The organism is Virgibacillus sp. LDC-1 (assembly GCF_030137545.1).
Classification (GTDB): Bacteria; Bacillota; Bacilli; order Bacillales; family Amphibacillaceae; genus LDC-1.
Window position 1 is genome coordinate 36,809 of sequence record NZ_JARUVL010000002.1, and the last position, 21,919, is coordinate 58,727.

General features: G+C 37.5%; 19 protein-coding genes and 1 pseudogene. 11 read left to right on the forward strand and 9 right to left on the reverse strand.

Annotated features, from left to right (window positions below):
- Window positions 1–17: 17 nt before the first annotated feature.
- Together abc-f and QBK89_RS01895 are read right to left on the reverse strand one after the other, a co-directional pair.
- A pseudogene (gene abc-f / locus QBK89_RS01890) lies at window positions 18–1,592 on the reverse strand (ribosomal protection-like ABC-F family protein).
- A 712-nt stretch (window positions 1,593–2,304) separates the two neighbouring features.
- Window positions 2,305–4,038, reverse strand: coding sequence for a methyl-accepting chemotaxis protein (locus QBK89_RS01895; protein WP_284139325.1), 1,734 nt, complete (start codon window positions 4,036–4,038; stop codon window positions 2,305–2,307).
- A gap of 257 nt (window positions 4,039–4,295) precedes the next feature.
- Here QBK89_RS01895 and QBK89_RS01900 point away from each other — a divergent pair, with 257 nt between their 5' ends.
- From QBK89_RS01900 to QBK89_RS01910, 3 genes are all read left to right on the forward strand, one after another.
- Window positions 4,296–4,832: an NfeD family membrane protein gene (locus QBK89_RS01900; RefSeq protein WP_284139326.1), complete on the forward strand. Its 537-nt coding sequence runs from the start codon at window positions 4,296–4,298 to the stop codon at window positions 4,830–4,832.
- A gap of 60 nt (window positions 4,833–4,892) precedes the next feature.
- Window positions 4,893–6,458 (forward strand): flotillin family protein, encoded by a 1,566-nt coding sequence (locus tag QBK89_RS01905; protein WP_284139327.1) that lies wholly within the window; start codon window positions 4,893–4,895, stop codon window positions 6,456–6,458.
- Window positions 6,459–6,734: 276 nt separating this feature from the next.
- Window positions 6,735–7,403 (forward strand): HAD family hydrolase, encoded by a 669-nt coding sequence (locus tag QBK89_RS01910; RefSeq protein ID WP_284139328.1) that lies wholly within the window; start codon window positions 6,735–6,737, stop codon window positions 7,401–7,403.
- Between the two features lie 102 nt (window positions 7,404–7,505).
- Here QBK89_RS01910 and QBK89_RS01915 read toward each other — a convergent pair whose 3' ends face one another.
- From QBK89_RS01915 to QBK89_RS01925, 3 genes are all read right to left on the reverse strand, one after another.
- Entirely contained in the window at window positions 7,506–8,918 is a 1,413-nt protein-coding gene (locus QBK89_RS01915) for a DHA2 family efflux MFS transporter permease subunit (protein ID WP_284139329.1), read from the reverse strand.
- Window positions 8,919–9,132: 214 nt separating this feature from the next.
- The gene (locus QBK89_RS01920; RefSeq protein ID WP_284139330.1) at window positions 9,133–10,086 is read right to left on the reverse strand and encodes a C45 family autoproteolytic acyltransferase/hydrolase; all 954 of its coding nucleotides are present in this window, start codon (window positions 10,084–10,086) and stop codon (window positions 9,133–9,135) included.
- 161 nt (window positions 10,087–10,247) lie between these two features.
- The gene (locus QBK89_RS01925) at window positions 10,248–10,553 is read right to left on the reverse strand and encodes a DUF378 domain-containing protein (protein ID WP_284139331.1); all 306 of its coding nucleotides are present in this window, start codon (window positions 10,551–10,553) and stop codon (window positions 10,248–10,250) included.
- Between the two features lie 338 nt (window positions 10,554–10,891).
- Here QBK89_RS01925 and QBK89_RS01930 point away from each other — a divergent pair, with 338 nt between their 5' ends.
- Together QBK89_RS01930 and splB are read left to right on the forward strand one after the other, a co-directional pair.
- Window positions 10,892–11,152 (forward strand): transcriptional regulator SplA domain-containing protein, encoded by a 261-nt coding sequence (locus QBK89_RS01930; protein ID WP_284139332.1) that lies wholly within the window; start codon window positions 10,892–10,894, stop codon window positions 11,150–11,152.
- Window positions 11,145–12,173 carry a spore photoproduct lyase gene (gene splB / locus QBK89_RS01935; RefSeq protein ID WP_284139633.1) on the forward strand — a complete coding sequence of 343 codons (1,029 nt, stop codon included), beginning with the start codon at window positions 11,145–11,147 and terminating at the stop codon, window positions 12,171–12,173. The genes QBK89_RS01930 and splB overlap by 8 nt, the downstream gene beginning before the upstream one ends.
- Before the next feature lie 170 nt (window positions 12,174–12,343).
- On the opposite strand, the gene QBK89_RS01940 is transcribed toward splB, so the two are convergent.
- From QBK89_RS01940 to QBK89_RS01950, 3 genes are read right to left on the reverse strand one after another with little or no spacing between them, the layout of a single operon-like run.
- A complete protein-coding gene (locus QBK89_RS01940; RefSeq protein WP_284139333.1) occupies window positions 12,344–13,108 on the reverse strand; it encodes an ATP-binding cassette domain-containing protein in 765 nt (254 codons plus the stop codon).
- Window positions 13,109–13,129: 21 nt separating this feature from the next.
- Window positions 13,130–13,888, reverse strand: a complete 759-nt coding sequence (gene ssuC, locus QBK89_RS01945) for an aliphatic sulfonate ABC transporter permease SsuC (protein ID WP_284139334.1) — start codon at window positions 13,886–13,888, stop codon at window positions 13,130–13,132.
- A 21-nt stretch (window positions 13,889–13,909) separates the two neighbouring features.
- Window positions 13,910–14,878, reverse strand: a complete 969-nt coding sequence (locus tag QBK89_RS01950; protein ID WP_284139335.1) for a sulfonate ABC transporter substrate-binding protein — start codon at window positions 14,876–14,878, stop codon at window positions 13,910–13,912.
- Between the two features lie 194 nt (window positions 14,879–15,072).
- Here QBK89_RS01950 and QBK89_RS01955 point away from each other — a divergent pair, with 194 nt between their 5' ends.
- Together QBK89_RS01955 and QBK89_RS01960 are read left to right on the forward strand one after the other, a co-directional pair.
- Window positions 15,073–15,564, forward strand: a complete 492-nt coding sequence (locus tag QBK89_RS01955) for a DUF3231 family protein (protein ID WP_284139634.1) — start codon at window positions 15,073–15,075, stop codon at window positions 15,562–15,564.
- 143 nt (window positions 15,565–15,707) lie between these two features.
- On the forward strand, window positions 15,708–16,946 hold the full coding sequence (locus QBK89_RS01960; protein WP_284139336.1) for an MFS transporter: 1,239 nt from the start codon (window positions 15,708–15,710) through the stop codon (window positions 16,944–16,946).
- Here QBK89_RS01960 and QBK89_RS01965 read toward each other — a convergent pair.
- Window positions 16,943–17,503 (reverse strand): YitT family protein, encoded by a 561-nt coding sequence (locus QBK89_RS01965; RefSeq protein ID WP_284139337.1) that lies wholly within the window; start codon window positions 17,501–17,503, stop codon window positions 16,943–16,945. The two genes, QBK89_RS01960 and QBK89_RS01965, sit on opposite strands and share 4 nt — an antisense overlap.
- A 276-nt stretch (window positions 17,504–17,779) precedes the next feature.
- On the opposite strand from QBK89_RS01965, the gene QBK89_RS01970 reads away from it, so the two are divergent.
- The 4 genes from QBK89_RS01970 to QBK89_RS01985 all read left to right on the forward strand — a co-directional run bounded on the left by QBK89_RS01970 (window position 17,780) and on the right by QBK89_RS01985 (window position 21,918).
- Window positions 17,780–17,968, forward strand: coding sequence for a YjcZ family sporulation protein (locus QBK89_RS01970; protein ID WP_284139338.1), 189 nt, complete (start codon window positions 17,780–17,782; stop codon window positions 17,966–17,968).
- A gap of 274 nt (window positions 17,969–18,242) precedes the next feature.
- A complete protein-coding gene (locus QBK89_RS01975) occupies window positions 18,243–20,210 on the forward strand; it encodes an acetate--CoA ligase (RefSeq protein ID WP_284139339.1) in 1,968 nt (655 codons plus the stop codon).
- Window positions 20,211–20,413: 203 nt separating this feature from the next.
- Window positions 20,414–21,148, forward strand: a complete 735-nt coding sequence (locus QBK89_RS01980) for an ABC transporter ATP-binding protein (RefSeq protein ID WP_284139340.1) — start codon at window positions 20,414–20,416, stop codon at window positions 21,146–21,148.
- On the forward strand, window positions 21,145–21,918 hold the full coding sequence (locus tag QBK89_RS01985; RefSeq protein ID WP_284139341.1) for an ABC transporter permease: 774 nt from the start codon (window positions 21,145–21,147) through the stop codon (window positions 21,916–21,918). Before QBK89_RS01980 ends, QBK89_RS01985 begins: the two co-directional genes overlap by 4 nt.
- Window position 21,919: the final 1 nt, after the last annotated feature.

The following is a 21,919-nucleotide window of genomic DNA, read 5'->3' on the forward strand; positions in this document are numbered from 1 at the left end:
TCTTTTTTGTCGCCTTGCTATTTGTCTTTTTGCAGTCCTTTTTTTTCCCATAGTAATTGTTGAAGCCTTTCTTCTAATTTTGAATCAGGTTGTATGCTCAAGCGACTAATGATTTCAGTTATTTCTGTTTCCAAAATCAATAAGCGTTCGCTATGATTCGAAGTCTTCTTGCTAGTCATTTGCTGTTGATACATACTGAAATTGCCATCAAATAGCTCCATTTCCTCATTCTTTATGATGAGTAGTTGTGTTGCAATATGATGAATAAATCGACGGTCATGAGAGACGAAAATAACCGTGCCCTGATACTCTTTTAGCAACGATTCAAGTTCCTTTATGGCGAAAACATCCAAAAAGTTTGATGGTTCATCAAGGACAAGTGTATTAATGTCACTTAAAAAAATTTTAGCAAAAGCTGTCTTTACTCGTTCTCCGCCACTTAATAGTTGTACCGGTTTATACACATCCTCGCCAAAAAACTGCAATCGGGCTAAAACAGTGCGAATTAATGCTTCCACTTGGGAAGATGTTTGTTGCACATTTTCTATAATCGTTTTCGTCTCATCTAAAACATCGATATTTTGACTAAAATAGCCTATTTTCACAGCGTTGGAAACGTTAATTCCTTCCACCCTGGCACATAGGTTTTTTATAAATGTCGTTTTTCCAGTACCATTTCCTCCAAGTATCGCCAGTTTCGTTCCGGCACGTATATGAAAAGTAGTTGGCTTCCACAACAATCGTTCTTTTATTTTTCCTGTTAATTCATTTACTCGAATAATAACACGATTCCCCAATTCATCTGCTTTTACAATATTCATTTTTAATGGAGGGACTTCATCCACTTTGTCTACTTTATGCAATTGCTCCATTCTCGTTTTGATGGCATTGGCAGTTGCATCTAACTTTTTTTGTTTTTTTGCAAAATAAGGCTTCGTTCCCATTTGTTTCGCATCGGAATCAGTTTTTTTATTTGGATTTTTAGTTGCTCTCGCTGCTTTCTTCTTCTTTAATTCAATCGCTCTTTCAAGTTCTTTCTTTTTTTTCACATAATGATCATAATCACTTTCCTGCTGCCTTATTTTCAGTGCTCTTGCTTCCTCGTAATTGCTATAATTTCCTTTATATTCGACTACTGTTCCGTTTTCCACCTCCCAAATTTTGTTACATAACGCATCGAGAAAATCACGATCATGTGAAACAATGACAATACTCTCAATCCACCGTCTTAAATCTTTTTCTAACCTTTCAATATGCTCCGTATCTAGATTCGTTGTTGGTTCATCAAGTAACAATAATTCCGGTCGATGAACATACGCAGCATTTAAGTATTCCTGTGTTAGTTCCCCACCACTTTTAAAAGAAGAATTTCGTTTTAATTGTGGAACTAACCGGACCGAGGAAGCAGTTACAACCTCGCCTTTTGCTGGTTTAATCTTTCACGCTAAAATGTTTACAAGCGAAGTTTTTCCGCTACCATTTCTGCCGACAACGCCAATTACATCTCCTTTATTCATTTGTAATTGTTCGACTTGCAGCAATTCCCTTCCTTGTATTTCGTATACGATATCCGTTGCAGTTATAATGATCATTCCATCCGCTCCTATCTGTACAATTAAAAAATCCTGTTCACAAGGAACAGGAAAAAGACTTATACCGAGAATGGACTACGCATGAAATCATTCTGGGCAAACTTAATCCTATCCCTCGCAAACCGAAACCTTTGCTTACTAAATAAACAGAGAGACCCCCTGTTCAGTAAGCAACCATTCGATTCAACGTAAAAAATAGGATTAATTTTTCATCTGCCCATGATCATCCTTTCCGCTTATATTATGTTCATTATAAAGTTAATATAGGGTTATCGCAACATTGTTAGCGAAGATTCTGAATTCCTTCTATAAAAGAACTTAATCACTAATTTGAAAAACACAAGAGGATCAAACAAAACAAACGTATGTAGATCAAAATCCGAATAATTTCATTGCAGCTTGAAAATGGGTTCGATCTCCCCGGGCACGTCCTCAGCAAACTAAGAAAAAGAAAGTTTGCTTTTCCGAGTGGATTTTTCGACGTACAGGAATTATTAGCGCAGACATTGTCACAGGCCGTAGCGGTTTTAGTCTGCGTTCCCTGTTGCTGATCCCTTAAGACGAGGAATGCTACATTAGCGACTCATTGCACCAGAAAAAGCGCATCTCTTTTTCAAGGAATCTCACCCATCTCAACTGCTCAATAATTTTATTTCATTATATTTTGTTCGGATTTTTCGGATGAAAAATTGTTTTGTCCAGCCTCTTGATTTTACAGTTTAAATTTCTTTAATAAAGTATTTAATTGCATAGATAGCTTTGCTAATTCCTCAGAGCTTTGTGTTATTTCCTCCATTGAACTGCTCGTTTGCTGTGAGGATGCCGATGCTTCTTCTACACCAGCCGTAGATTCCTCAGATATAGCTGCAATCTCTTCAATAGATCCATTCATCTCTAACGATTCATCAACAATTTCTGATAAATTCTTTGTGACCAACTGAATATTACTCGCCATCTCATTTACAAACATCGAGATTCCTTGGAACGTTTCATTTGTTGATTTTATTTGACTTGAACCTTTTTCTACCTCATCATAGCCGTGCTGTAATGAAGCCGCTACACTTCCTGACTCCTCCTGAATCGTTTTCACAATCCCCGTTATATCTCCAACCGATGCAGATACTTGTTCAGCAAGTTTTCTTACTTCATCAGCAACAACAGCAAATCCTCTGCCTTGTTCTCCTGCTCTTGCTGCTTCAATTGCTGCATTTAAGGCAAGTAGATTTGTCTGTTCTGCAATATCCTTGATTACGTTTACGAGCTGTGAAATCTGCTTTGATTGCTCGTCTAGGCCTTGCATTTTATGAACTGCTTCTTTCACAATCCCATCAATAATAGCCATCTGCGCTGTTGAATCTTTCATCAATTTACTTCCATCGTTCGTCATTGTCTTTATTTCATTTGATGCCAGTGCAACAAGCTCACCATTTTGATTAGAATCCTGAACTTTAATAGAAAAATTCCCCATTGCTGCAGAAAGCTCACTTGCTCGGTTTGCTTGTGTTTCAGAACCAGATGCCAATTGCTGCATCGTTACTGCAATTTGCTCTGACCCTTCTTTTACTTCGTTTGCCGACTGTGTTAATTCATTACTATGACTACGAACTGTTTCAGATACAAATGCAACTTCCTTTAATATATTTCGTAAGTTCTCTCCTACCTTATTAATCGAGGTTGCAAGTCTACCAATTTCATCTTTTCCTTCATAGTTAATAGGTTCAACAAGCAAATCTCCATTAGCAATCTGATCACTAGCATGAACGACTTGATTTAAATTTCGTGACACAATACGACTAATAATTATTAGACTAATCACACCAATTACGATGGAAGCAATAAGAAAAACAATTTGTGTTGTATACGTATAATTTTGCTCCTGCTTCGCCCCTGCTACTGCCTGTTCACGTTCTTTATTTATCGCAGCTGTGAGCTCATCAAGCATAGCAACATTTTCTTCTCTTATATCTCCTGCCTGCTTTACATAAGATAATGCAGATGCTGCATTTCCATTTGCAACAGCGCCTTGTACATAATTCTCAAATACTCGGTTAATTTCCATGTCATTATCAAAAACAACCGCAAGCTTCTCTTGTTGCGCTTGATTCTCTATTTGTGCTGTTATACGTTCCTTTAATTCATTAAATTCCTTGCTATGTGCATCAAATTTCTCAATATATTGTGAATCACCCTCGTGAAAATAACTAATGATATAAAGTCCTTTTGCACGCGTCAATGAGCCTAGCTCCATAATATCTACTGCTTGATTACTTTTTTCATCAACTGTATTTATGCCTTTTCCTACATTGGCAATTAAGAAAGATACCGCTAAAGCAGAGCCGCTAAAAAGGATAATCGTCATCAGAAAAACGAAGCCGTATTTCCAGCCAATCGAAATATTTTTAAACCGTGGTTTAAAACGTGGTTTGAACCGTAGTTTTTTTAGCATACATTTCCCTCCGTTTTGTTATGTAATAAAGCTATCATTCCTTCTCTTATATCGGCTTCCTTTTTATACAATTCAAGTGTAATTATTGAAGAAATAAGTAACCTATCTTTTTATTTCTGAAAACCCCTTTCTTTTCGTTTCTAACCTAATAAATCCGCCAAAACGAATGCTTTACACTGAAAATTCCTTTTATTGAAACTTTTCTTAATTGGAATCGTAATATAGGTATCTTACTTCTTCATAAAGGATGGGTGCATATGACGCTTTTTGGATTACCGATGGAAACAATCTATTTTTATTTGCTAATCCTGTTTGGATTTCTAACGATTATCTATTTATTCTTTGGAGATGTTATTGAAGGTATTGGTGGGGCAAGCGGATTCCTGAATCCTGCACTTTTCTTAGCTTTTGTTATCTTTTTTTCTGTTAATGGCTATATATTCGAAAGAGTTACTTCTATTAATAGTTTTATTATTTTAGCTATATCTATCGGAATCGCAATAATACTCAGTACTATACTAAATGTGTTTGTACTTATCCCGTTATCCAATGCGGAGGGTTCATTAAGCTATACAGAGGACTCATTAATCGGCAGAGTAGGAAAGATCATCATTCCTATTCCTGAGGATGGGTATGGAGAAATATTTATTGAAAGTAACAGTGGAATGATTTCAAAACCAGCAGCAAGTATGGATAAGGTTTCCATTCAAGAAGGGACGCATGTACTCGTTTTAGAAATAACAAATGGTGTGCTTTATGTTGTCCCATATGAAGATAAGCTCAGATCTGTTTAAATATACCCTTCCAATCGGAAGTGTAATTTAATTAATAAATAGATACAAGGGGGAAAAGAAATGTTTGAAGGTATTTGGATTGTAATCGGTATAGCAATTGTATTCTTACTAGCATTAATTGGGCTCTTCATCTCAAAATACCGAACTGCCGGACCAGACGAAGCACTCATTGTAACAGGAAGCTATCTAGGTGGGAAAAATGTCCACCTTGATGATTCAGGGAATAAGATTAAAATCATTCGTGGGGGAGGAGCCTTTGTCCTTCCGGTATTTCAACAAGCATCACCGCTAAGTTTACTATCTAGCAAGCTTGATGTCACATCACCAGAGGTATATACAGAGCAAGGTGTACCAGTTGCAGCAGATGGAACAGCAATTATTAAAATAGGTGGTTCAATTGGCGAAATTGCAACAGCAGCAGAGCAGTTCCTCGGAAAATCAAAGGAAGACCGTGAAAATGAAGCAAAAGAAGTATTGGAAGGTCATCTTCGCTCTATTCTTGGATCGATGACTGTTGAAGAAATATATAAAAATAGAGATAAGTTTTCCCAAGAGGTTCAACGTGTTGCATCACAAGATTTGGCCAAAATGGGCTTAATTATCGTCTCATTCACAATAAAAGATGTCCAAGATAAAAATGGATACTTAGAATCACTTGGTAAACCAAGAATTGCCCAAGTAAAGCGTGATGCTGATATCGCAACTGCTGACGCAGAGAAAGAAACACGAATAAAACAGGCTGAAGCAGCGAAAGAAGCAAAAAAAGCCGAGCTCGAGCGAGCGACGGAAATTGCCGAAGCTGAAAAAGAAAACCAGTTAAAAACCGCGGAATATCGTAGAGAGCAGGACATTGCAAAAGCTCGGGCTGACCAAGCCTATGACTTAGAAACTGCACGTGCGCATCAAGAGGTAACCGAGCAACAAATGCAGGTAAAAATTATCGAGCGCCAAAAGCAGATTGAATTAGAAGAGAAAGAGATCCTCCGTCGTGAAAGACAATATGATTCAGAGGTTAAAAAGAAAGCAGATGCAGATCGTTACGCTGTGGAACAAGCAGCTGTCGCTGAAAAAGCAAAACAAATTGCTGATGCTGATGCAAATAAATACCGCATCGAAGCAGAAGCAAAAGCGGAAGCAGAAAAGGTTCGTATCGACGGGATTGCTAAAGCCGATGCAGAACGAGCACAAGGTGAATCACAAGCAGAAATTATCCGCTTAAAAGGATTAGCGGAAGCAGAGGCCAAGCGTAAAATCGCAGAAGCATTTGAACAATACGGTGAAGCGGCAGTCCTCGATATGGTAATGAAAATGCTACCTGATTACGCAAAGCAAGTCGCAAGTCCATTATCCAATATAGATAAGATCACAGTAGTTGATACTGGCGGAAATAGTGCAGAAGGTGGAGCAAATAAGGTGACAGGGTACGCTACCAATCTTATGTCTACACTTCAAGAATCATTAAAAGCCTCCTCTGGAATTGATGTGAAAGAATTATTAGAAAATATTTCTGGAAAAAATCGCTTTCTGGATATAGAGCAAAACGATCGTTCACTTTCCTTCCAAAATCACAGAGAAAGCACAGAGCAAATGGTAGCAACAAAAACAGAAGATGAAGAACAAGGATAAAGCAATCTACTTCTAAATTTTGAAGCTGTGCCAAAATACTTATAACTTTTGAAAGTCCGAACTGATTCATTTTTATGCTGAATCATAGTTCGGATTTCTTCTTGTGACCATTTTGTGCCGATACTTAAAAAAGTATTATAAACATCGTTATGTTGAAACAAATATTTTCATAGAAAAAATTAATCACTCCAATTATTAATGGATTAAATCTTTCAAAAAAGGTAAAATTTAAAGATAGATTTGCGCATTAGGATAATACAGTTTTTTCAGGAGGTTATGATGGCTTTAAGATATAAATGTTTAATCCTAGACCACGATGATACTGGCGTAAAAAGTACACCTGATATACACTATCCATCATTTGTAGAGGCTTTGAAAGATTTGCGACCGAATGATAAGCCTATTACACTAGAAGATTTTGTTCGATATTGTTTTAATCCTGGCTTTTCTTCTCTGTGTAGGAACATCCTTAAATTCACAGAAGCAGAACAAGCACATCAGCAAGCAATATGGAGAAAATATACAGAATCAACTGTGCCAGATTTTTATGAATTGTTTATAGAGACTGTTCAACAATTTAAAAAACAAGGTGGAATTGTAACGGTCGTTTCTCATTCTGAAAAGGATCGAATTAAAAGGGATTATGCTATTCATTGTGGGTTTGTTCCAGACGCAATTTTTGGTTGGGAACTTCCTGAACCTCAGCGAAAACCACATCCATATCCGATAAAAGAAATATTAAAACGCTTTAATCTTCTAGAAACGGAAGCCTTAATGGTTGACGATTTAAAGCCAGGACTGGAAATGGCAAAAAGTTGTAAAGTGGACTTTGCTGCTGCAGGTTGGTCACACAGTATACCCGAGATCAAGAAAGAAATGAAATCAGATTCCGACTATTACTTTGAAACCGTAGAACAATTTCAACATTTTTTATTCCGTACATAACTTAAAGCAAGTAAGAGAGACTTATTTAGAAAAAATGTTAAAAAGAGAGCCACATCCATTATTTTCGATGTGGCTCTCTTTCAATAGAGTCTGTTACCAGCATTATGCGTTTTTCATATTCGGTTTTCGATCCTTTATAAAGAAGGCTAAAATAAAGGCAACGATTGACAACATACCAGCTACACCAAAGGATACATTCACACCATGAATCATACCATTCATCCCTTCACTTGGTATTGCATGATTCGTCATCAAGGTAACAAGAAGTGCTGTCCCTACTGCACCAGCCACTTGTCGCATTGTATTATTCATCGCTGTTCCATGTGGAATAAGCTTCGAGTTCAATTGATTTAAACCGGCAGTTGTTACTGGCATCATTACCATCGCAATGCCGAACATTCTAACTGCATTTACAATAGCAAGATACAAAAATGTTGTCTCGACAGAAAGTAGCGAAAACATAAATGTTGTTATTGTTACAATTAGCATTCCAATAATCGCCAACCATCTTGCACCAAAGCGGTCAAATAAACGGCCCGTGATTGGATTCATAATCCCCATTAGCACAGCACCGGGCATTAGCATTAAGCCTGATTCTAGCGCACTAAATCCAAGCATATCCTGCATAAATATTGGTAATACAACTGCCGCACCAATCATCGCTAAAAAGGAAATCATTCCTAATGCAGTAGTTAATGTAAACATCTTATTCTGGAAAACACGAAATTCTAATATTGGTGTCTCTAATTTTAACTGCCTTAATATAAACAAAACTAAGGAAATTGCCCCAACTATTAATGAAAGGATAACGTGAGAACTACTCCACCCATGACTACCTGCAGTACTAAAACCATAAAGCAAGCCACCAAAACCAAATGTGGAGAGGATAATCGAAATAACATCGACTTTAGGAAATGTACGCTTCGTCACATTTTTCAAAATGAAAAAGGCAACAATTAAATCAATAATTACAATAGGCAAAACTACATAAAACAGTGCTCGCCATGGATAATGCTCTACAATCCAACCAGAAAGTGTCGGTCCAATTGCGGGTGCAAAGGCAATGACCATGCCGAACATCCCCATTGCTGAACCGCGTTTTTCAATTGGAAAGATAAGAAATAAAATGGTTTGCATTAATGGCATCATAATACCAGCACCAGATGCCTGTAGAATTCTTCCTATCATTAAAAATGTAAAATCAGGTGCAATTGCACACACCAATGTTCCAAGTCCAAAAAGTCCCATTGCCGATAAAAAAAGCCCTCTTGTCGTAAATCGTTCGATCAAGAATGCTGTAATTGGAATCATTATCCCATTTACAAGTAAAAATACAGATTGAAGCCATTGGACGACACTTGGCTCTAAATTCAAATCTCTCATAATGTGCGGAATAGCAGTAACGAGTAAGGTTTGATTTAGTATTGCTACAAAAGCCCCTGAAATCAATACAAGCATGATAGGTACCTTGTTCACTTTCGGTGCAGACTGATTTTGGGCTTTATCGTTAGCCATATTTATCCTTCTTTCTCTATAAAGTTACTCTTCTCAAAATATTTTATTAATTGTTAGTTACGAAAAGTTATTCTAACATACTATCACTGGAAAAAAAAGCTCTAATTTCTTCAATAGAAATAGTAAGCCATCCAAATTGTGGATGAGAGTTTACATCGTCTATAAAGTTACCATATCTTTTTATATAACTAAGTCCTTTGTTAATCATATGATTTTAAAGGGTAAATGATTTCGTTTCACCAGTCATATTCGTTCGGATCACCTGTGCAACTTTTGGAAGATAAGTTATTGTATACAAGGTACCGAAAAAAGCGTCATAATCTTTATAAAAAACTGGGGAATCGGTATTAGCAAACCATTCATGTACTTCTTCGGCCGAAGGAATGTACTCCCAATTTTTAATCGCTTCCACCCTTTTTTGTGAAGAATCATGATTCGCTCGATTATATGGTTGCAAATCCTGTGCATAAAACATATTCGTACCTATCAAATAATTAGTGTTCCGATGAACATATTGAATCGATGGAGCAGCTTCTACGATTGCCATACTCCCATGCCTATCCAACAAAGAATAATTATAGCTAGCAGCATGCGGCAACTTTCCTAAAAGTTCAATTGCTTCTTCTGTCGTGGTACATGTTTCTAAAACTATTCGCGTAATCGTACTACATAAAAAGCCTTTCTTATATGTATTGTTATTTACAAAATGCAGTCCAATTATTAATCCATTTTCATTCATCCCGTCTAATCTTCCCAACAACAGCTGTGAATGACCACATAACATACGGCCGTCTACAGGATGTTGAACCATAAATATGTTATCAAACAACTGTGGGCTAAAATCATAATTTCGAACGTAATAGTCTTGCGTACAAAAACTGGTACAACCCATTCCTTCAAGCTTTGGCATATCATAGCCTGCAAAGAGTCTTAATCCCGATTCATTGGAAATTTTTAGTCCATCGCTTATTCCAGCAATCTCATCTAATAATTGTGGACACCATTCCGTGAGTTTTTCTCTAATTTCATGTGAATCCTGCTGAAAATTATATTGTTTAATCAAAGCTAACACCTGTTGGAAATGCAGCGATTTCCCTGCTTCTTCCCCTATCTTTTTTCCTATTTCATAATAACTCCCATCTAATTCGAGAAGCTTGTTATGTATCATACACCCCACTCCTTTATTAAATAAACTACCCCTAATCAACTATAACACATGGTAGGTTAAATAAAGTTAATTTTCAATTAATTAATCGTGTTATCCTTCTTTAATGTCAAAGAAAAAACCATGCATATCTTTTCATATGCATGGCGAATCATGTAATTCGATTAATCCCGATTTGGCTTGTCCGTATTAGAAAAATCCGGGTCCTCTCCAAACTCAGTTCCATACTGTAAATTCCCTGTATTTACAGTACGATCGGTTACGTCATCTTCTTCACCAAGCGGGGCGAATAACAAAGAAATACAAACCAAACCGCTTAACCCAACAAGCGCATAAATGACTCTTGATAAAGCTGCAGTCTGTCCTCCAAAAATGGCGGCAACTAAATCAAAATTGAAAAAACCAATTAGACCCCAGTTAATTGCACCGATGATGACCAAAGCTAATGCGATACGTTGCAGTGTTTGCATGATGCATCCACCTCCTTCCCATAAGCTATTCCTTGCAAGAAGCCTTCACTTCTAATTGAATCTAACTTGCATTCCTCCAGCACTGGACACGGCAATAATGGTACAAAACAAACTTCGATAACGTATACGATAAGCCATTTCGTGAACAAGCTCTCTTCTCATTGAAAATAATCCTTCTGCAAGTATGATTCAATGATATCTTTTACAACTTATTGTAAATTCATACGAAAAAATTTCGTTTTTAAAAGGGGTTTTAGTTATCCGTAATACACAGCATAAAATAATCGCTTAAAAGCATAATAAAAAGATATTAAACAAAGAAAAGGTGGAACAATACGATGGTAAATGAAACATTCTCTGCTGGTGAAATTGTATATGTAATTATTCGAAATCCACATGTCCAAGGAGTAGCAAATGTCCAGCAAGCGGCGATTGTGGAGAATCCCGAACAAAGAGGACAACTTGCCTTATTTGTCTATGAAACCTATTATCCTTTGTCAGATGAATTTGCTATTTTTAAATCAGAGGAAGAAGCAGAAAATGCTTATCAAGAAGCCTTTAGTGGTGCAGTGATGGATGATGGTGATTTGTATGGTTAAACCTTTCATTCCCCAGCTTGTATATATTGAACCAAAAGCATTAGATTATCCGCTCGGCAATCAGCTTCTGAAAAAATTCGAGGAAATGGGAGTGGAAATCAAACAAACAACATCCCATAATCAAATCCGTAATTTTCCTGGTGAAAATCATTTTCAGAAATATCGACTAGCTAAATCAACATTAGTAATTGGTATTCGAAAGACACTTCAATTTGATTCATCGAAGCCATCCGCAGAATACGCCATTCCCTTTGCTACTGGTTGTATGGGGCACTGTCATTATTGTTACTTACAAACTACAATGGGAAGTAAGCCGTATATCCGAACCTATGTTAATGTGGAAGAAATACTAGATGCAGCGGAAGGATATATGAAAGAGCGCGCTCCAGAAATCACTCGGTTTGAAGCTTCTTGTACGTCAGATATTGTAGGTATAGATCATTTAACCCATACATTAAAGCACGCGATCGAATATTTTGGACAATCGGAGCATGGTCAACTGCGCTTCGTAACAAAGTTTGCACATGTAGATCATCTTCTAGATGCAAAACATAATGGCAGAACTCGGTTTCGCTTTAGTATTAATGACGATTACATTATTAAATATTTTGAACCAGGCACCTCAAGATTACATGAAAGAATCGAAGCAGCTGTTAAGGTGGCAGAGGCTGGATACCCACTTGGATTTATCGTTGCACCGATTTATTTACATGAGGGCTGGGAACAAGGATATCTCGAAATGTTTGAGAAACTTGAAGCAGCACTTCCTAGCTTCGCCAAGAAGGATTTAACATTCGAGCTTATTCAACATCGCTTTACAAAACCAGCAAAACGAGTCATTCAAGAAAATTATCCAATGACAAAGCTTGAGCTTGATGAATCAAAAAGAAAATGGAAGTGGGGTCGATATGGAATTGGTAAATACGTGTATCCGACAGACCAACAAGAGCAAATTAAACTAACACTCGGTAACTATCTGAAGTCATATTTCCCCGAGGCAAGAATGGAATATTTCACGTAATCCCCTATCCTTATCACTATGTTTACCTAATTTGAAAAAATCCACCTCGCCTTCGATGAATTTGAACATTCCTCTTCAAATAAATACAAATTAAAAAGCAATTGTTTCTATCTGTTTTCAATCATAGAGACAACTGCTTTTTATATCTTTGAAATTATTTTTATCCTTATTTAATTTACCGCCTGACTCTGAAGTGGATTCGGAAGCGGTTTCCGTCCTAATATTCGATTCAAAATCATTTCCGTGTACATACCAAACGCCTGTTGTGTACGTAGTCTAGGTCGTGGAAGATTAATCTCTTGATTCAGCTTTATCGTTCCATCTTCAATTAATAGTACGCGATCTGCTATCGCAACCGCTTCTTCTACATCATGTGTCACTAATACTGCTGTAAATTTATTTTTCCTCCATAACCGCTCAATTAGCTCCTGCATTTCAATTCGTGTTAATGCATCAAGTGCACCAAGCGGTTCATCTAGTAATAGAAGCTTGGGATCGTGCACTAACGCTCGTGCTAAGGCGACACGTTGTTGCTGTCCCCCTGATAATTTATTCGGCCAGTCTTTCATACGCTCTGCAAGTCCTACACTATCTAATGCCTCCAAAGCCTTTTCTTCTTTCCCTTTCCCAAGTCCAATTGCTACATTTTCAATTACTGTCTTCCATGGAAGTAAACGCCCATCCTGAAACATGATACGGGCCTTTTTGTTAAAGGACCGTAGAGGTTGTTCTCGAACGGAAACATTTCCAGAGTCATACGTTTCTAATCCTGCAATAATACGAAGTAATGTACTCTTTCCGCAGCCACTCTTCCCTACAATCGCAATAAACTCGCCTTCATTAATCGATAAATTAATCCTTTTCAATACATTTCTATTATCAAATGCTTTATCCACATGATCTAGCCGGATAAACGTGTTATCGTTACTAACCATCTCCTTCTTCCCCACCTCTCTTTACGTATTCCACTGCAACAATTTCCCCTCAAAATATTTCGCAATCACATCTGAAAGCTTACCAAATAATGCATACAGTAAAATACTCAGTACAATAATATCCATTTGCATAAACTCACGGGCATTCATGGCCATATACCCAATTCCCGATCGGGTTGAAATCGTTTCTGCCACAATTAATGTAAGCCACATAACCCCCAATGAAAAACGAACACCGACAAGAATGGAAGCCATCGCTCCAGGTAAAATAACATGCATAAACAAGGAGCGTCCTTTTAATCCATAGGCTTTACCCATTTCTATTAGGCCTTTATCCACTGATTTAATGCCATGATACGTATTAATATAAATCGGAAACATGACCCCTAATGAAACGAGAAAGATCTTCGAAAATTCATCAATGCCAAACCATAGAATAACGAGTGGAATTAAGGCTAAATGTGGGATATTACGTAGCATTTGTACCGATGTATCAAACAAAAGCTCTGATATTCTAGAAATACCATTAAAAATACCGAGTAAAAAGCCAATGCCACCACCAATCAAAAACCCAGCTAAAGCACGCCAAAGGCTAATTGAAACATGCTCAAACAGCTCCCCTGTGCCAATCAGTTCAACTGCTGCCTGTAAAACCGCTCCAGGTGACGGAAGTATTCTAACTGGGATGACTCCAATCATCGATAAAAGCTGCCAACAACATACTAATAATATGGGAACGATCCAAGGAGTTATTTTTAAAAATTTCCTGCTTCCTTGCAATCGAATCGACCTCCCTTTCTACTATTTTCGCATCACATCAGATACATTAACCGCTTTTGGAATGATATCTAATTCATAAAAAATATTAGCAATATCCTGTTGTTCTTGAATAATTTCTTCTCCTATTTTATCTACGCCATATTCTCTGCGTTCAACAGCTTTTGTTACAGAATCCTCATCAAGATTTAGTATCGGAGCAAGCATTTCCACTAATTCCGCATGATTTTCATTTGCCCAAAGAGAAGATTTTTCTACTTCTTCCATAATAATCTTTGCTATATTGTCATGTTTTTTTGCAAATGCTTCTGTTGCGATAAAAAAATCTCGATCTGTTGAGAGCCCTTCCCCACTTGTAAGTAAAGTTGCATTAGCGTGTAGCTCTGTAGAAGCTGTATAAGGATCCCACACAACCATTGCATCTACATCTCCTTGTTCAAAAGCTACTCGCGCATCTCCCGGTGACAAATATGCTGGTGTAATATCGGAATATTGTAATCCTGCATTTTGTAATGCTTTGATTAATAAGTAGTGGGAACTAGAGCCTTTAGCAAAGCTTACTGTTTTCCCTTTTAGATCTTGAATCGATGTAATGTTGGAATCGTTTGGCACAAGAATTCCACTTCCATAAAATTTTGGTTTTCCAGCGCCAAGTGTAACAAATGGGGTACCAGCTGCTTGTGCGAAAATAACTGGGGAATTCCCGGTCCTACCAACATCAATGCTCCCTGCATTCAATGCCTCCACTAAAGCTGGACCAGCTTGAAATTCCTTCCATTCTAATTTATAGCCAAGTTCATCTAAGCGCTCATCCAATTTTCCTAAGCCTTTAACAATGACGAAAGGACAGTTTTTCTGATAGCCAATACGCACTACTTTGTCTTTTTCCTCATCCTTCGTATCCTTCTTTTTCGCTTCACCACTGCAACCATATGCAAATAACAGCAGCAAGCCTATAAGCAAGAAAAATAATTTTCTTTTCAATCCCACCATGTCATCTCCTTTGCTTTTTCCTAAAACGCCCAGCTTAAAATCTCTGCTTTTAGCCTATGTAAAAATTCAATCTAGGTTCCTGTCCCGCTCCATTTTCTCTTCTTTTCTAAAACATTTATATCCAATACCATCATATTTTTCTTTATTTATGGAAACCTAAAACTAAAAAAGAAGGGAAAATCCATGTGATTGAAATGAGCAAAAACAAAGAAAATGAACCATTCCATTCAGGGGAGATATACCATTTATGGGCATATCTATTTCATACAAAGCATTACTTAGTCACACTACAAGTCTTTATTAATCATACTGGCGATGAAGATTTAAAAGCATATTTAGAGGATTTATTGGAAAATGAAGTAACGCAGGAAGCACAGCAAATCGAAATGATTTTAAAAGAGGCTGGAATCCGATTACCTCCTGCCCCACCTGATCGTCCAAATGTTGAAGTGGAAGACATTCCCGCAGGCGCTCGTTTTCATGAACCTGAAATTGCGATATTAGTTCAGGAAGAGCTAATGTATGGCAAAATACAATGTAGCTCTATGATGAACATATCTATACGAACAGACTTCGAGGAAATATTTGGTGACTTTCACGAACAAAAAACAACTTATTACCGAAAATTATCCGATTTATCAAAGAAAAAAGGATGGGTTGTTTCACCACCTGTCCATATAAAATAATCAGCAATCAGTGGGGGATTATCCACCACTGATTGTTAGTTGAATAGAACCAACCTAACTTGTGGGCTAATACCTATATGCTAAAGTGAGAGGCTTACTGCAAGTTACATGCTGATAAAAAATAATGCAGGAGTGGCTAATTCATGGCTAAAAAAAATAAATCGATGGCGATTTGGGCCATCGGATCGATTCCATTAATTACGACATTAGGAAATTCCATGCTTATCCCCATATTACCAGCAATGAAAAAGGCCTTACACCTGTCTGAAATGCAAGTGAGTTTAACCATTACAGGATATTCTATTGCGGCAGCCATCTTTATACCTTTATTCGGCTATCTATCTGATCGTTTTTCTCGGAAGGCGATTATAATCCCTGCACTTTTTCTTACTAGCATTGGGGGATTGCTCGCAGGTTTTGCAGCAGCAGCATTTTCGAATGCCTATTTATGGTTAATGGTAGGTCGAATTATTCAAGGAATTGGAGCGGCTGGAACAGCTCCTATTGCAATGGCACTAGCAGGGGATTTATTTAAAGGTGCCGAACAAAGTCGTGTACTCGGGATTTTGGAAGCTTCTAATGGACTGGGAAAGGTGCTCTCCCCAATTCTCGGAGCATTATTAGGCTTACTCATTTGGTATGCCGTCTTTTTTGCTTTTCCAGTTATATGTGTGCTTTCAATCTTCCTCACATGGATATGGATAAAAGAAAAAAAGAATCAACAAGCTCCCCTTTCATTTCGAAAATACGTCCATGGACTTGTAAGTGTTTTTAAGCTTGAAGGAAGGTGGTTGTTTGTAACCTATTTAGCGGGCGGGACGTGTTTATTCACACTGTTTGGGATTTTATTTTTTTTATCTGACCTGCTCGAGGAAAAGCATCGTATAACAGGCTTTACGAAAGGGTTGGTTTTAGCTATTCCATTACTTGTCATGGTAACGTCAAACTATTTTACGGGAAGTAGAATTAAAAAAAATCTAGAAAAAATGAAGAAATTTATTCTTATTGGATTATTATTCATGACGCTTTCCTATACACTGCTTATTTGGTTTGACAAACTCATTCTTTTTTTAATTATTCTCTCCATCAGCAGTGTAGGTGCCGGACTCGTACTTCCATGTACTAACAGCTTAATTACTGGAGCTGTCGGTAAAGATAGAAGAGGATTTGTTACGTCTTTATATGGTTCTGTTCGATTTATTGGTGTTGCCATTGGACCTCCAATCTTTGCTCGATTAATGAGTTGGTCTGTTGCTGGTATGTTTTTATCGATTGCCATTTTCACTTTTATTGTTGCTCTACTTATCTTATTCTTGCTTCATGTAAAAGGGCTAGATGGAAAAAAAGACAAGCATACAACCTTTAAGTATACGTATACTTAATATCGATAAATCATATTAACGACAAAAGTAGATATCCATTGGCTAATAAAAGCTAGGATTAACACCTTCCAGCTAATAATAGCTGCAGTTAATAAAAATATGCAGCAATTAATCCAAAATAATGGTTTGCCTGGAAGTGTGTTTCTCCAATGGGATATCATGAAAGCTATCACTCCAATTCCACCATTGGATACACCACTACGCATCAACAGCCCAATGCCTGTCCCTAAAAATATTGATCCAACAAATAAATCAAACCACAGTAATCTTTCTTCAATAAAAAAAAGCTGCTCAAAAAAATAAATGGAAAAGGAAGTTATACTTATCCCTACAATTGTCCATAATACAAATCGCTTTCCTAAATAATACATACCACATAAAAGAAGTGAAAAATTCACAATCCATAATGAGAGACCCATTCCAACGGAAAAAAAATGGTGAATAACTAACGCCAATCCACCAGCTCCCCCTGATGGAATCGACTGTGGAAAGAGAAAAAGTCCCATGCCAAACCCTTGTATCACCCCTCCTAATATCACGCTAAACGTTTTATTCATTTGCTTCCTCCTAATAAGGAATTAATTCTTGCTATATTGCGAAATGGAAAGTCAGGGGCTTTACATAAAACTCACACGCATTCACACCGTACCTTCTTCACTTATGAAAATGAAGCATTTCGATTTTAAGTTAATAGGACAAGTATTTCTAATATCCTATTCAGAAAATCCTGTAATGATTACGACGTCTATCATTATTTTATGGATATACGTCCACACATGCTGATTAGGGACACATACACTAACAGTATCGCAAGGAAGAAGGAGGTGTATTTCATGAGTGAAAGCTATGGAGCTGGTTCTGGATTTGCGTTAATCGTTGTATTATTCATTCTACTCGTCATTGTTGGCACGGCATATGTCGGTGGATTTGGTGGTGCCGCCGGTTATGGTCCTGCCTATGGCGCTGGTTATGGTGGTGCAGGCTATGGACCCGGATATGGCGGTCCAGGCTGGGGCTGGTAATCGTCCCTATATGAATATAACTGACAACTTATTCAATGAAATATACCGAGACTTATGGAGTCCCCATAAGTCTTTTTTCTTTTCTCAATGCATTAACAGTAATTGATGACTCTGTTCATCCCCACCTTGATTGCTGTTTTATTTTATTGTCTTATCAGCTGTTTTTCTCTAAATTTGTCACTTAACTGTCATCATCAAAATTCAGAACATTGCTTATAATAGTACCTAGGCATAATACCTTATGCTAAAATAGAGGAAAGAATGGAGGGATTACATGGATCAAAATCGTATTTTACAGGTTGTTCAACAAAGTAAGCTTGTTTATTCTAACCGAGATAAAGAACAAGCAACTACCATAAAGAGTAGAGAAGCATTTCAAGATCTCCTAGAATTTTCACAGAAAGACCCTGACCATTTTTGGGAAACCGTTGCGAAAGACTTTATTTGGTATCATCCATGGGAAAAGACTATTTCTGGAAAGCTACCTAATTTTCAATTTTTTACCGGTGGAATTAGTAACCCGTGTGTCAACCTCCTTGATCGTCATGTTCAAGCCGGCAATGGAAATCAAACTGCACTCATATGGGAGGGAGAGAATGGGGATACCACTTCGTACACGTATGACACGCTACTCGCTGAAGTGAATCGTTTTGCTAACTCCTTACGTCGTTTTGGTGTTCAAAAAGGAGATGGTGTTGCAATATTTTTACCAAACTTAGCAGAAGCGTTCATTGCGGTTTTAGCATGTTTTCGAGTTGGTGCAGTATATAATGCAATCTTCTCTGGTTTTTCTGAAAAATCCCTTATGGATCGGTTAAACAAGTTCGATCCAAAGGTTGTTGTCACAGCTGATGCTACAGAACGTCGTGGAAAGCAAATTTTCCTAAAGGAAAAGGTGGATAACGTACTCCCTCACGTTCCTTCTGTGGAAGCCGTCATTACGATTAACAGAATGGGAACCAACCCTAAAATGGAATCAGGTCGGGACTATTATTGGCATGATATTCGTGAATCAGCCAGCATTGAATGCGAACCAGAGCAAATGGAAGCAAATGAGCCTGGAATTGTTTTCTATACGAGCGGAACAACTGGAAAGCCAAAAGGTGTCGTTCATTCTGGGATGGCGTTCGTTATTCAAAATTATCTTTATGCAAAATACCATATGGACTTTCATCAAGATGATGTGTTTTGGTGCTCTGCAGACATCGGTTGGTTAACGATGCATATTTGGGGAATAGCGGGTGCACTCGCAAACGGCGTAACCACTGTTGTTTATGAAGGGGCTCCTGATTATCCAACAAAGGATCGATTCTATCAGTTAATCGAGAAATATCGTATTAATAAATTGTTTACTGCTCCTACCGCATTACGGATGCTTAAGAGCATGGGCGAAAAACCTTTACAGCACTATGATTTATCTTGTTTAGAAGTCATATCACTTGTTGGCGAGCCATTCGATCCAGAAACATGGCAATGGACATATGAAACACTTGGAAAAAAACAAATTTATATTAATAATACATGGGGACAAACAGAAACAGCTGGAACACCATTAGCTGGTGCTGCTTGGCTCACTCCAATGAAGCCAGGGTCAGCAGGTGTCCAGTTTCTAGGTGCAGATCTAGCAATTGTAGATGATGCTGGTCAACCAGTTCCTCCCAATACATTAGGAAATCTTGTCATTAAGCGTCCGTTTCCGATGCTTTGTCGCACACTTTGGAAAGAGCCGGAACGCTATTATAGCTCTTATTATAGCCAGGTAGATGGCTGTTATTTTGCAAGTGATTTGGCACTCATGGATGAGGATGGGCATTTTTGGGTAGTCGGCCGATCTGATGATGCATTTAATGTAGCTGGTCATCGCCTAAGTACGATGGAAATGGAAAGTGCCATTTTAGAGGTAGATGGTGTGGTGGAAGCTGCTGTAATTGGCGTACCTGACCAAATTAAAGGAGAGGTTCCAATTGTATTTGCTCGGTTAGCAGATGACATAGAACACACGGGTTCAATTGAACAATCGATTCACCACGCCATTATTGAAAACATTGGTAAAATCGCTCGTCCGAAAGAGATTATTATTACCAAGGCGTTACCGAAAACAGTAAGTGGAAAAATAATGCGTCGATTATTAAAAGAAGTTGTAACGACCGGTGAGGTAGCTGGAGATATTACTGGTTTAGAAGATCCTTCTGTCGTTGCGCAGATCCAGAAAGTTATTCACAATAGAAAAACAAATTATTAATTGGAGTGTTACATGCTTTGAAACATACTTGTGGTTTACACAAGTATGTTTTTTATTGCGATAATTCAAACAAAATGTAATTCGTGGCAAAAAAGCGCATAGCCATGTAAGATAAAAACGAATGAAGTACATACTAACTAGTTGAAGCATTAATTAATTTATTTATTAATTATAATACTAGACACGCAAGGATGTGGATCACATTGTCAACAACGACAGAACCTGCGATTGAATTAAAGAATGTTAGTTATTCGAATGGCAACACTGCGATTTTAAAAAATATTTCCGGCACCTTTCATAAAGGAAAGATTACCACTTTGATTGGTCCTTCAGGAGCTGGGAAAACAACTTTATTTAAGCTTTGCAATGGACTAATCTCACCCAATGCTGGGGACATTTTTATTGCCAATAAGCATATTAATCAGTTTGAACCCGTTGAACTTCGACGTACGGTGGGCATTGCATTGCAAGATGCAGCAATGATTCAAGGTACCGTTTTTGACAACCTATCATTACCGCTTCGATTACGTGAGCAGCAATTAGATAAAGTGGTTGCCTCCGAACTACTCGAAATGGTGGCGTTAGAAAAGGAATTTCTTCATAAACAAGTAAATGATCTTTCAGGAGGGCAAAGGCAAAAATTATCGATTGCAAGAACACTTGTAAACCAACCAGACATTTTATTGCTTGATGAAATCACGTCATCACTTGATCGTGTATCGCAACGAGAAATTGAAAAATTAATTAAAAGGATTAATGATACTTATGGAACGACGATCCTATGGATTACGCATAACTTAGAGCAGGCTCGATCAATTGGTGATTATACTGCATTTATGATGGCAGGCGAATTAGTCGAAACAGGAAGGTCTGAAGTGATGCTAGAAAATCCAACAACCGATCGTGCAAAGCAATTTATAAAGGGGGAGCTTGAATGAGTTACCTTACATTATCACTAGCATTAATTTTTGTGCTCCTACCGCTTCTCTTATCAAAAACATTAAAATTAGGGCTAGAAAAAGATACGGTTATTGCAACGATCCGCTCGATTATTCAATTGCTTGCAGTTGGATATGTACTTCAATTTGTCTTTGATGCAAATAATTTCATATATATTCTGCTCATGATCGGACTAATGATTACCGCCGCTACACATAACGCTAGAAAAAAAGGCGCTTCAATTCGAGGAATTACCTGGAAGTTAGTAGTAACATTTCTCACAGTTGAAATTTTAACGCAAGGAATCTTGATTGGATTACAAATCACACCACCAACCGCTCAATACATTATCCCAATAAGTGGCATGATGATTGGGAACTCAATGGTCTTGTCTATCTTATTTTTAAACCGCTTTACTGCGGAAACAGAAACACATCGAAATGAAACCGAATTAATTCTTTCACTAGGAGGAACACCAAAACAAGCCATTCATAAACAATTAATTAACTCTATAAAAGCTAGTACAATTCCAACGATTGAAAGTCAAAAAACAATTGGGCTTGTACAGCTTCCTGGGATGATGAGTGGACAAATCATTGCAGGAGCAGACCCTGTACAAGCTGTTTTCTTTCAGTTACTGATCTTGTTTCTATTGTTAACTGCAGCTGTCATTACAAGTGTACTACTTGGTTTTTTGAGCTATCCAGCTTTATTTAATGAAAGAATGCAATTAATAAATCTTCATGATAAGGAAGGAGATGAGAAATAAG

What these genes read in the sequence shown, in the direction of transcription:
- QBK89_RS01920 (WP_284139330.1), bottom strand. Translation starts at nt 10,086, where the DNA reads ATGATACATAACAAGCTTCTCGAATTAGATGGGAGTTATTATGAAATA.
- QBK89_RS01940 (WP_284139333.1), bottom strand. Translation starts at nt 13,108, where the DNA reads ATGGTTAGTAACGATAACACGTTTATCCGGCTAGATCATGTGGATAAA.
- QBK89_RS01955 (WP_284139634.1), top strand. Translation starts at nt 15,073, where the DNA reads ATGAGCAAAAACAAAGAAAATGAACCATTCCATTCAGGGGAGATATAC.
- QBK89_RS01895 (WP_284139325.1), bottom strand. Translation starts at nt 4,038, where the DNA reads ATGCTAAAAAAACTACGGTTCAAACCACGTTTTAAACCACGGTTTAAA.
- QBK89_RS01905 (WP_284139327.1), top strand. Translation starts at nt 4,893, where the DNA reads ATGTTTGAAGGTATTTGGATTGTAATCGGTATAGCAATTGTATTCTTA.
- QBK89_RS01910 (WP_284139328.1), top strand. Translation starts at nt 6,735, where the DNA reads ATGATGGCTTTAAGATATAAATGTTTAATCCTAGACCACGATGATACT.
- QBK89_RS01970 (WP_284139338.1), top strand. Translation starts at nt 17,780, where the DNA reads ATGAGTGAAAGCTATGGAGCTGGTTCTGGATTTGCGTTAATCGTTGTA.
- QBK89_RS01900 (WP_284139326.1), top strand. Translation starts at nt 4,296, where the DNA reads ATGACGCTTTTTGGATTACCGATGGAAACAATCTATTTTTATTTGCTA.
- QBK89_RS01950 (WP_284139335.1), bottom strand. Translation starts at nt 14,878, where the DNA reads ATGGTGGGATTGAAAAGAAAATTATTTTTCTTGCTTATAGGCTTGCTG.
- QBK89_RS01915 (WP_284139329.1), bottom strand. Translation starts at nt 8,918, where the DNA reads ATGGCTAACGATAAAGCCCAAAATCAGTCTGCACCGAAAGTGAACAAG.
- QBK89_RS01925 (WP_284139331.1), bottom strand. Translation starts at nt 10,553, where the DNA reads ATGCAAACACTGCAACGTATCGCATTAGCTTTGGTCATCATCGGTGCA.
- QBK89_RS01965 (WP_284139337.1), bottom strand. Translation starts at nt 17,503, where the DNA reads ATGAATAAAACGTTTAGCGTGATATTAGGAGGGGTGATACAAGGGTTT.
- QBK89_RS01930 (WP_284139332.1), top strand. Translation starts at nt 10,892, where the DNA reads ATGGTAAATGAAACATTCTCTGCTGGTGAAATTGTATATGTAATTATT.
- QBK89_RS01960 (WP_284139336.1), top strand. Translation starts at nt 15,708, where the DNA reads ATGGCTAAAAAAAATAAATCGATGGCGATTTGGGCCATCGGATCGATT.
- QBK89_RS01985 (WP_284139341.1), top strand. Translation starts at nt 21,145, where the DNA reads ATGAGTTACCTTACATTATCACTAGCATTAATTTTTGTGCTCCTACCG.
- QBK89_RS01975 (WP_284139339.1), top strand. Translation starts at nt 18,243, where the DNA reads ATGGATCAAAATCGTATTTTACAGGTTGTTCAACAAAGTAAGCTTGTT.
- splB (WP_284139633.1), top strand. Translation starts at nt 11,145, where the DNA reads ATGGTTAAACCTTTCATTCCCCAGCTTGTATATATTGAACCAAAAGCA.